The sequence below is a fragment of the Amycolatopsis jejuensis genome, from assembly GCF_000717335.1.
GTDB classification, from domain to species: Bacteria; Actinomycetota; Actinomycetes; order Mycobacteriales; family Pseudonocardiaceae; genus Amycolatopsis; species Amycolatopsis jejuensis.
On the sequence record NZ_JNYZ01000009.1, the window covers coordinates 232,528 to 241,503 of the forward strand.

Sequence of the window (8,976 nt, forward strand, 5' to 3'; positions counted from 1 at the left end):
CTGCACCGTCATGGCACGAGAAATGGGCAGCACACAACGCGCGAGGGCGTGCCCGGACCGAAGCCCGATCCCGCCCTCGCGTGCGTGTACCCGCTCAACGACGGTACTCGTCGTACCCGTCGTCGTACGGGTCCTCGTACCGGTTGTCGTCCTCGTGCTTGTCCGAGGAATTTTTCGACAGCTCGCGCTGCAAAGCATCGAAGTCGGTGTCGTGGGAGCTGTACTTGAGCTCGCGCGCCACCTTCGTCTGCTTGGCCTTAGCCCGGCCGCGCCCCATGGCTCGACCCCCTCGCACAGGGGCGGGGCGGCCGGGGGAATCGGCGGCCCCGCATCGTCTCGACAGTTCTTTCCTGCTCACACCGTACCGTGTCCCGGGGGTTGGATGCGACGTGGCACGGTGTGCTCGTGGCGACAGTGTCCGCCGGACGCTGGTTACCGGCACGTCGATGCGGATCGGCGCTGGTCGGCGTGCCACGATGCTCGGGTGCTCCGACCCTTCGTGGCCTACCTGCGGGTGTACGAACCCCTGCGCGCGCTGGGTGATCCGCCCGCGCAACGCCTGGTCGAGGCCGTGTCCGCGGGCGGCCTGAGCCGGGTCGCGATCGGCGAGCGCGAGCAGCGCATGTGGCTCAAGTCACAGGCGAGCGCGCCCGCGCGGCTGCTGCCCGCGGAGCTGCGCGACGGCCGCGCCGCGCCGAGTCTCGCCACCGACGTGCTCGTGCTCGACCCAGCCGAGGTACCCACCGGGCACGGGGCGGCCGGGCCGTTCGTCTGCCCGCTCGAACTGCGTGCCCGCTCGGCCGCGGCGCTGGCCACCTTCCTCACCGACTCCGCCCCGGTGCTGCGAAACGTCGTCCTCGATGCGGGCGGAGTCAACGCCGACCGGGCCCGCGCCCGGGCGAAAGCCGCGATGACCGATTTGTCCGCGGCCGCCGCGCACACGCTCACCACCACGTGGACCGTCCCGCTGCCGTGGTTCTCGCTGATCGACCCGGACGAACGCAAGCTGGTACTCGGCTCGGGCCCGGACGACCCGGCCCGCGAGGCGTCGTGGCGCACGTCGATGTCCGCCGCGGTGCGCCGCGCGGAGGACGCGGGCGAGCTGATCGAGTCGACCTTCGGTGACTCCGGTCCCGGCCGGGTGCTGGCGCAGACCCGGCAGTGGCTGGAGAGTTTCGACCCGGATTCGGTGGTCGAGCTCGATTACGGGGGTCTGGTGCAGTTGTTCGCGGACCCGCTGCTGGATGCCGATTCCACTGCGGACGAGGTGCACGACATCCTCGACGCGCTGCGGTCGGGGAACGTGGAGGAGCTGGCGGAGTTGTTCTCCCAGCTGCGTGAGTTCTGGGGTGACCTGGCGGCTAGGGAGCACTCCAACTGACCCGCAGCTGACCGACCTCGCGCCCGCCGCCGAACACCGGGGGGACGAGATCGCCGAGCGCGGACACGTCGGCGCCCAGGTGCTCCAGCACAGCCACGGCCAGGGGTGCGCAGGCGCGGTTATTGCCGTCGGCGATCTTCAAAGCGGCCGCCGTGCCGTCAGCGAGGGCGAAGGCCAGCACGCCTTCCGCGCCACCTTTCGACAGCAACCCGGGTACGCCGTCCATGAGCTGGGTGTCCTCGCGGTCGGTGCCGGCGACCAGCCACGGGTGCGCTCGCATGGCGTCGGCGACCAGGCGTTCGGGTGAACCTTCGTCGGCTTGCACGAGCTTGCCGAACGAGCGGGCCAGGCCGGTCAGCGAGAACGCGAAGAGCGGCGCGCCGCAGCCGTCGACCCCGGTGGCCGCGATCGGCTCGCCGGTGAGCTCTTCGACGGTCTTCGCGATCGCCCGTTGCAGCGGATGCGCCGGGTCCTCGTAGCCGTCGGTCGGCCAACCGGCCGCGACGCAGGTGGCGAGCATGCCCGCGTGCTTGCCCGAGCAGTTCATCGTGATCCGCAGCGGCTCCACGGCCGCCCGCATGCTCGGCTCGTGCAGCGGGAACATCGGCGGACAGGCCAGCGCCGAGGGCGTCAACCCGGCGGCGCTCAGCATCGCCGACACGCGCTCGACGTGTCCGGGCTCGCCGGAGTGGGAACCGCAGGTCAGGGCCAGGTCGGCGCCGTCGTGCGCCAGCCCGGCGCGGACCATCCCCACGGCCTGCAACGGCTTGTTCGACGACCTCGGGAACATCGGGCTCGAGACCTCGCCCGCCGACTGCAGCACGCTCCCGTCCGGCGCCGTGACCACGAGGGCGCCGCGGTGCACGCTCTCCACGAAGCCGGACCGGACGACCTCGACCAGCACGGGGTCGGCCGTCATTCCTCGGTGCGTCCCAGCTCGGTGTCCAGCAGTTCGTCCACCGTGGCCGCGCCGCTGTGGTACCGCGCGGCGATCTCCGCGTTGAGCGCATCCATCACGCCCTGCACTTGGCGGCGGAAGGTGGACACCGACGCCTCTTCGGTCGCGTACGTGTCGAGCGCCGCGCCGAGCTTGCCGTCCGACAGCGAGCCGACGTCGGTGAGCCCGGTGTCGCCGATCAGGGCCTCCGCGTGCCTGCGGTGTTCACCCGCACGGGAGGGCTCCAGCTGCTGGTGCCGTCCCGATCCGGCGGCCGGGCCGAGCGCGTTGTCGGCGAGGATCGACGCGAGCCGGTCGACGATGCTGCTCTCCCCGCCCGAGGTCCGCCGCTCCTGTTCGGCGCGCACGATGTCGATGCGGGCGTGCAGGAGCCGGCGCAGGTAGGACAGGTCGGTCTCCTCCTGCGCGGCCTCGTCGCGCCGCTCGCGCAGCACCGGCAGCGGCAGGTCGCCCAGTCCGGTGAGGTATCCCGGGGCGAGGACGCGGTCGATCCGCCGCCGCCCGCCGGGACGCACTTCGATCACGGGCACATCCTGCTCCACAAACCGCCGCGACGCTACCGTCGAGTTCACTTCAGCCCCGCAGCCGTTGCGCGGCCTCCCGGCCGGGCGCGGCGTGCTCGCCGGGTACCGAGTCCGGGTCGACAGTGGCCTGTACCACCCGGTCCTCGTCGCCGGCCAGCAGTTCCGCGCCCGCCGGCACCGACCGTTTCACCAACGCGAGCGCGATCGGACCCAGCTCGTGGTGCTGCACGACGCTGCCGACCCGGCCGACCACGCGCTCACCCAGCTTGACCGGGTCACCGGTCTCCGGCGTGATCTCCGGCGAGCCGTCGAGGTGCAGCAACGCGAGGTACCGCGGCGGACGGCCGACGTTGTGCACTTTCGCTACCGTTTCCTGCCCGCGATAACAGCCCTTCGCGACGTGCGCGGCCGAGCCGATCCAGCCGACCTCGTGCGGGATCGTGCGCTCGTCGGTGTCGACGCCGAGCCGCGCGTGCCGCGATTCCACGCGCAACGCGTCGAACGTCCAGGTGCCGGCCGGGCGCGCCCCGGCGTCGGTGAGCCGCTGCCACCACTGTCCGAGCTGATCGCGCGGGACCACGACGTCGGCGCCGTTTCGCGTCGGCCACGGCATCCGGCGCGCAAAGCCGCCGCCGGGCAGCGCGGTGACCGAGTACGGCGCGGCGCCGAGTTCGACGCCGAGCACACTGTCGGTGTCCGGGCCGAGCACCGACAGCACGGCTAGTTCTTGCGTTACGTCGGCAATTTCGACCTTGGACCAGAACTTCATCGCTTCGAGGTACTCGCGCAGCGTTTGCTTGCCTCCCTTGGGCAATGCGCTCGTGGCGACCGCGCCCGGATCGCTGTCCAGGTACACGGTTTCGCCGGTGTGCGCGAGCACGAAGTGGCTGTCGACGTGACCTTGGCTGTCGAGCACGAGCGCTTCGGTTCCGGTTTCCGCGGCGAGCTCGGTGACATGCTGCGAGATCACCAAATGCAGCCAGGACAAGCGTTCTTCACCGGTGACGGCCAGTATTTCGCGGTGCGAGCGGTCGATCACGACCACCCCGCGGGCAGCGGTGCGTTGCTCGGCGAACGGATCACCCCAGTGCCACGGAACTCCGGATTCCGGATGGCTTTCGGGCGGAGCGACCGCGCGGGGGACATCGAGCAGCGGCGAGCGGTACGACATAGGTCACAGCCTAATTGAGTACGGTGGACTCATGCGCGTTCTCGCCTTCCTCGACGGTTCACTGGCCGACCCCGAAGCCGCCCACATCCGGGTGGACGACCTCGGACTGCTGCGCGGAGACGGGGTGTTCGAGACGATTCTCGTGGCCGCGAAGCAGCCCCGGGAGATGCGTCCGCACCTCGACCGGCTCGCCCGTTCGGCGGCGATGCTGGAGCTGCCCGCACCGGACCTCGACGGCTTCGAACGGGCTGCGCGGGCAGTGCTCGGCGCGTGGCCGGGCGACGGCGAAATCGCACTGAAACTGGTGTACACGAGGGGTGTCGACGGTGATCCGGACGGCACTCCGACGGCGTTCGCGATCGGGCTGGAGATCGACGAAAAGGTGCTGCGCGCCCGGGTCGACGGCGTCTCCGCGGTGACTCTCGAACGGGGTTTCGGACCCGAGCTCGCCGAGCGCGCGCCGTGGCTGCTGCTCGGCGCGAAAAGTGTTTCATATGCGGTGAACATGGCCGCCTTGCGCGAGGCGGCCCGTCGTGGCGCGCAAGATGTGATCTTCACCGCTACCGACGGTTCCGTGCTTGAAGGCCCCACGTCGACCGTGGTGCTGGCGAAGGACCGCACGCTCTACACGCCGCCGTCCACGATCGGGATTCTGCCGGGTACTACGCAGTACGCGCTGTTCCGCGGCGCGGAAAAGGCAGGCTGGACGGTGAAGGTGGAGCCGTTGAGCGTGGCGGATCTGTTGCGGGGAGAAGGAGTTTTCCTTGCGTCGTCGGTGCGCAAGGTGACCCGCGTGCACACTCTCGACGGCACCGTACTGCCCGATTCGACCGCGCTGCACGGAGAATTGGCCGCTGCTTACGAAGCCGAGTACTGAGTTATCACCACCACCGACGGCGTGATCCCTTCTGCCCGGTATGCGGTGATCTTGTGATGCCCGTCCAGCAGCAACGGGCGGGCACCCGCGAGCACCACCGCCACCGGACGGTGCCCGGACCGGATTGCCGTGCGGTAATACGCGACGCGGGCGTCGTCCTCGGCAGGCCATGACCCGGCCGGCACGAGTTCGTCGTCTTCCAGGCGCTGCGGTCCGCTGAGCCGGTACTGCCCGTCGACGAGCAGGGCCAGCAAGTCCCGCAAGGTTTCCGCGAGTGGCCGGCGCACCTGCCCGGTGGCGAGCGCGATGCGCAGCGACGCCGGCAGCTCCACCCGTCCGCCTGCGTTCAGCTCCAGGAAACCGGTGCCGCCGGTGATCGTTACCCGTTCCACATCAGAAGGACGTTCGAAACCGCACAGAGGTTCCGGGGCGTGCTTGCGCGAGTGCGCCGAGTGACTCCGATCGCACGACTGCGACGACCGGATAACCGCCCGTGGTCGGGTGGTCGGCGAGGAAAACCAGTGGCAGGCCGTTCGGCGGGACCTGGATCGCCCCGGTGAGCACGCCCTCACTCGGCAGCTCCGAAGTACCCGACCGGCGTAACGGCGGCCCGTCGAGGCGGACCCCCACCCGGTTGGATTCGGCGGTCACCGTCCACTGCGCGGCGAGCGCGGCCGCCGTGTCGGCGAACCAGTCGTCGCGCGGGCCGAGCAAGACCGGCACCGTCAGCTCGGCCGGACAGGGCGGCGCGACGACCACGTCGGCTCCGGACGGCACCCCGGTCACCGGACCGAGGGGGACCCTCGTACCCGGCGTGAGCGGCTCCGGCCCGAGCTCGGACAGCACGTCCCGCGAACGGCTGCCCAGCACCGGGTCGACCGCGATGCCGCCGGACACCGCGAGGTAGCAGCGCAGTCCCGTCGCCGGTCGGCCGATCGTGAGGCGCTGGTCTGCGTGTAGCGGCAGGGGCGCGTGCGAGCCGGTCTCGCGGCCGTCCACCGACACCGGCACCGGTGGTCCGGTCACCGCGACAGTGCACGACGTCGTGGCCCGGATTTCCAAACCGCCCAACAAGATCTCGATCCCGGCCGCGTCCTCGGCGTTGCCGACGAGCCGGTTGCCGAGCCGCAGCGCAGCGGTGTCCAGCGCACCTGATGGTGGTACCCCCAGATGTGCGTAACCGGGGCGGCCGAGGTCCTGTACCAGCGCGAGGGGACCAGTCGCGACGATCTCCAGCGCACGCATCACACGCTCCGGAACCGCACGCGGACGCCGGGTGCGAACAGCGCGGGCCGCTCGGCCGAGGCGTCGAACAGCGTTGCTTCGGTGCGCCCGAGCAGCCGCCATCCGCCGGGTGATGCGCGCGGGTACACGCCGGTGTACTCGCCTGCGATGGCGACCGCGCCGACCGGTACGCGCGTACGCGGGGACTCCAGTCGCGGTTGCTGCAGTTCGGCGGGAAGTCCGGTGAGGTAACCGAATCCGGGCGCGAAGCCGGTGAAGGCGACGGTGTAGATCGCGCCGGAATGGCGTGCGACGACGTCGTCCACGCTGCACTTCGCGTCGCGCGCGATGAGTTCGAGGTCTTCGCCGTCGTAACGCACGTCGAGGGTGACTTCGCGGGCTTCGTCGGACGGTGGGTGCGAGAGGTCGGCCTCAGCCAGCAGCGTGCGTACGGCGTCGAGAGCGCGCGAAGCAGGTTCGGCGACCACCAGCAGCGTGCGCGCCCCGGGTACGACCTCGGTGATGCCTTCGACGGCGGCTTGCTCGACCGTCGCCCGCGCGGCGCTCATCTGCTCGAGCGAGTCGCAGTCGAGCAGGGCGGCGTGTTCGCCGTATCGCCGCCAGCGCACGGCGTGTCCCGGGGCCTCAGCCCACCACGCGGCGCAGCAGCGCGGAGACGTGCGGCTGCATTTCCTGGCCCACCATCGCGCGTTCCTCGACGTAGCCGAGGTCGCCGTTCACCAGGCCGTACAGCCGCTGTGCGCCGGTGACCTCCTTGGCCGTCGCAGTGCGGATGACCGCGTCGGTGCCGAGCTCCCACGACGTCTGGTTACGCGGCTTGCCGTAGTACAGCTCGACGATGCCGGAGCTGTGCGTGAGCAGCAGCTCCAGCGTGTCGTCCTCCTGCGGCCGCCAGAACCCGCTCTCGCGGGCGGCCGGGCGCCGCACGGAACCGTCCTCGTTCAGCAGCCACGAACGGGCCTCGTGGAACAGGAACGGGCGGCCGTCGTGGGCGACGGTGAGCTGCTGCGCGAACTTGATCGGCCCGTCGATCGTCGGGTAGTCGATCTCGCCCTCGCCGCGCCACACGCCGACGAGCGGCAGCAGCGCGAGGCACGCGTCGTTCAGGTTCGGGCCCTCGCGCAGGTTCGCCGTGTCGTTGGGGATCGGCAGGTCGTCCCACCACGGCAGGTTGCGCTGCCGGGTGGCCGCCGAGCGTTCCTCGGCAGCCGCGATGGCCTCGTCGCCACTCGTCATGCTGCTCAGCGCTGGTCGGCGTACAGCCGGTAGACGACGTAGGCGGCGAACCACACGGTGGCCACGCCCGCGAGGATCAGCAGCGTCGTAAACAAGGTCTCCACAGCGAGGACAATAGTCCGCCGCGCCTCATTCGTCTTTGCGCAGGGTCGTGGCGGTGAGAACGGTCACGACCAGGAGGGCGGCGCCGGCCACGGTCATGGCGGTTTGCAGGCCGGTGGTCAGCGTGGTGCCGTGGTTGAGCAGGGCGCCGAGGGCGGCGATGCCGAGGGCGGTGCCGGTCTGGCGGGCGGCGTTCACTGTGCCGGACGCGGTGCCGGTGCGGTGGGCGGGGAGGCCGGACAGGCCGACGAGGTTGGTCGGGGTGATGCTCAGGCCAAGGCCTACTCCGGACAGGGCGAAGGGCACGGCCAGGAGCCAGTACGGGCTGGTGGCGTCGAGGAGGAGGAAGGCGAAGCCGCCCAGGCCAGCCAGGAGGGTGCCGACGGGGAGTACGCGGTCGGCGGTGAAGCGGGCGGCCAGTCGTCCGGAGAAGAAGGCCAGGACGGCGTTGCAGAGGACGTACGGGAGCACTTGGACGCCTGCTGCTGATGCTGTCACGCCGCGTGCTTGCTGCAGGTAGATCGCGATCAGGATCGGTAGTGGGTAGGCCGCGAAACCGATTGCGAATGACGTGAGGATTGCGGTGGTGAAGCGGGGTTTGGTGAAGAGGCGGATGGGGAGCATCGGGTGTTGGGCGCGTAGTTCCACGGTGATGAAGGCGGCCAGTGCCAGTACGCCGATTGCTGCGGTGATTGGGTTGGCTGCGATTACGGCGTAGGTGAAGGAGCCGATCCATAGCGCGGCCAGGAGTTGGCCGGGGAGGTCCAGTGCGCCGTGGGTGGGGTCGGAGGATTCGGTGAGGCCGCGGTGTCCGGCGAAGATCGCGAACGCGCCGATGGGGACGTTGACGAGGAAGATCGTGGGCCAGCCGAGGGTGTCGGTCAGCGGGCCGCCGATCAGGGGGCCGATTACCAGGGCGCTGCCGGTTACCGCGCCCCAGCCGCCGAGCATTCTGGCTCGTTGTCTTGGGTCGGGGTAGGCGTGGGCCAGTAGGGCGATGGCGCCTGGGATGACCGTTGCTGCGGCTACGCCTTGGGCGGTGCGGGCGGTGATCAGGAGGCCTTGGGTGGGGGCCAGGCCGCAGGCGAGGGAGGCGAGGGTGAAGGCGGTCAGGCCGGTGAGGTAGATGCGTTTGCGGCCGTAGCGGTCGCCTAGGGTGCCGCCGGTGAGGATTGCTGCTGCCAGTGCAACTGTGTAGCTGTCTACGACCCATTGCAGGTCGGTGAAATCTGTTTGCAGGTCTTGCTGGATGGTGGGGAGGGCCAGGCTTACTACGCTGGTGTCGAGTAGGGCCATGAAGCTGCCCAGGAATACTGCGGTGACCAGGAGTTTCTGTTGGGGCACATGGGGAGCTTGGGTGCTCAAGTTGTGTTGAGGTCAAGCGGAACTGTTGCGTTGGGGGCACCCCGAAGCTGGATTGTCACGACGGTCTGAATGGCTTGTCAAGGCGGGAAAGATGCCTTGACAAGCCATTCAGACCGT

General features: G+C 70.1%; 11 protein-coding genes. 2 read left to right on the forward strand and 9 right to left on the reverse strand.

The window, feature by feature from the left end:
• Positions 1-94: 94 nt before the first annotated feature.
• Positions 95-277, reverse strand: coding sequence for a DUF3073 domain-containing protein (locus tag OO71_RS13630; RefSeq protein ID WP_033290105.1), 183 nt, complete (start codon positions 275-277; stop codon positions 95-97).
• A 207-nt stretch (positions 278-484) separates the two neighbouring features.
• On the opposite strand from OO71_RS13630, the gene OO71_RS13635 reads away from it, so the two are divergent.
• Positions 485-1,381: a DUF8083 family protein gene (locus OO71_RS13635; protein WP_033290106.1), complete on the forward strand. Its 897-nt coding sequence runs from the start codon at positions 485-487 to the stop codon at positions 1,379-1,381.
• On the opposite strand, the gene OO71_RS13640 is transcribed toward OO71_RS13635, so the two are convergent.
• Genes OO71_RS13640 through ygfZ form a run of 3 tightly spaced genes read right to left on the reverse strand, consistent with a single transcriptional unit; the run spans position 1,362 to position 4,034 of the window.
• Positions 1,362-2,300: an asparaginase gene (locus tag OO71_RS13640; RefSeq protein WP_033290107.1), complete on the reverse strand. Its 939-nt coding sequence runs from the start codon at positions 2,298-2,300 to the stop codon at positions 1,362-1,364. The two genes, OO71_RS13635 and OO71_RS13640, sit on opposite strands and share 20 nt — an antisense overlap.
• Entirely contained in the window at positions 2,297-2,863 is a 567-nt protein-coding gene (locus OO71_RS13645; RefSeq protein ID WP_033290148.1) for an RsiG family protein, read from the reverse strand. Before OO71_RS13645 ends, OO71_RS13640 begins: the two co-directional genes overlap by 4 nt.
• 49 nt (positions 2,864-2,912) lie before the next feature.
• Positions 2,913-4,034 carry a CAF17-like 4Fe-4S cluster assembly/insertion protein YgfZ gene (gene ygfZ, locus OO71_RS13650; protein WP_033290108.1) on the reverse strand — a complete coding sequence of 374 codons (1,122 nt, stop codon included), beginning with the start codon at positions 4,032-4,034 and terminating at the stop codon, positions 2,913-2,915.
• Between the two features lie 31 nt (positions 4,035-4,065).
• Between ygfZ and OO71_RS13655 the strand changes: the two genes are divergently transcribed.
• A complete protein-coding gene (locus OO71_RS13655; RefSeq protein WP_033290109.1) occupies positions 4,066-4,911 on the forward strand; it encodes an aminodeoxychorismate lyase in 846 nt (281 codons plus the stop codon).
• On the opposite strand, the gene OO71_RS13660 is transcribed toward OO71_RS13655, so the two are convergent.
• The 5 genes from OO71_RS13660 to OO71_RS13680 all read right to left on the reverse strand — a co-directional run bounded on the left by OO71_RS13660 (position 4,893) and on the right by OO71_RS13680 (position 8,838).
• Complete coding sequence (locus OO71_RS13660; protein WP_033290110.1) at positions 4,893-5,303, reverse strand: hypothetical protein; 411 nt, start codon at positions 5,301-5,303, stop codon at positions 4,893-4,895. The two genes, OO71_RS13655 and OO71_RS13660, sit on opposite strands and share 19 nt — an antisense overlap.
• Before the next feature lies 1 nt (position 5,304).
• Complete coding sequence (locus OO71_RS13665; protein ID WP_033290111.1) at positions 5,305-6,156, reverse strand: 5-oxoprolinase subunit C family protein; 852 nt, start codon at positions 6,154-6,156, stop codon at positions 5,305-5,307.
• Positions 6,156-6,764, reverse strand: a complete 609-nt coding sequence (locus OO71_RS13670; RefSeq protein WP_033290112.1) for a 5-oxoprolinase subunit B family protein — start codon at positions 6,762-6,764, stop codon at positions 6,156-6,158. Before OO71_RS13670 ends, OO71_RS13665 begins: the two co-directional genes overlap by 1 nt.
• A gap of 16 nt (positions 6,765-6,780) precedes the next feature.
• On the reverse strand, positions 6,781-7,392 hold the full coding sequence (locus tag OO71_RS13675) for a heme-binding beta-barrel domain-containing protein (protein ID WP_033290113.1): 612 nt from the start codon (positions 7,390-7,392) through the stop codon (positions 6,781-6,783).
• Between the two features lie 129 nt (positions 7,393-7,521).
• A complete protein-coding gene (locus tag OO71_RS13680; protein ID WP_281178412.1) occupies positions 7,522-8,838 on the reverse strand; it encodes an MFS transporter in 1,317 nt (438 codons plus the stop codon).
• Positions 8,839-8,976 lie beyond the last annotated feature (138 nt).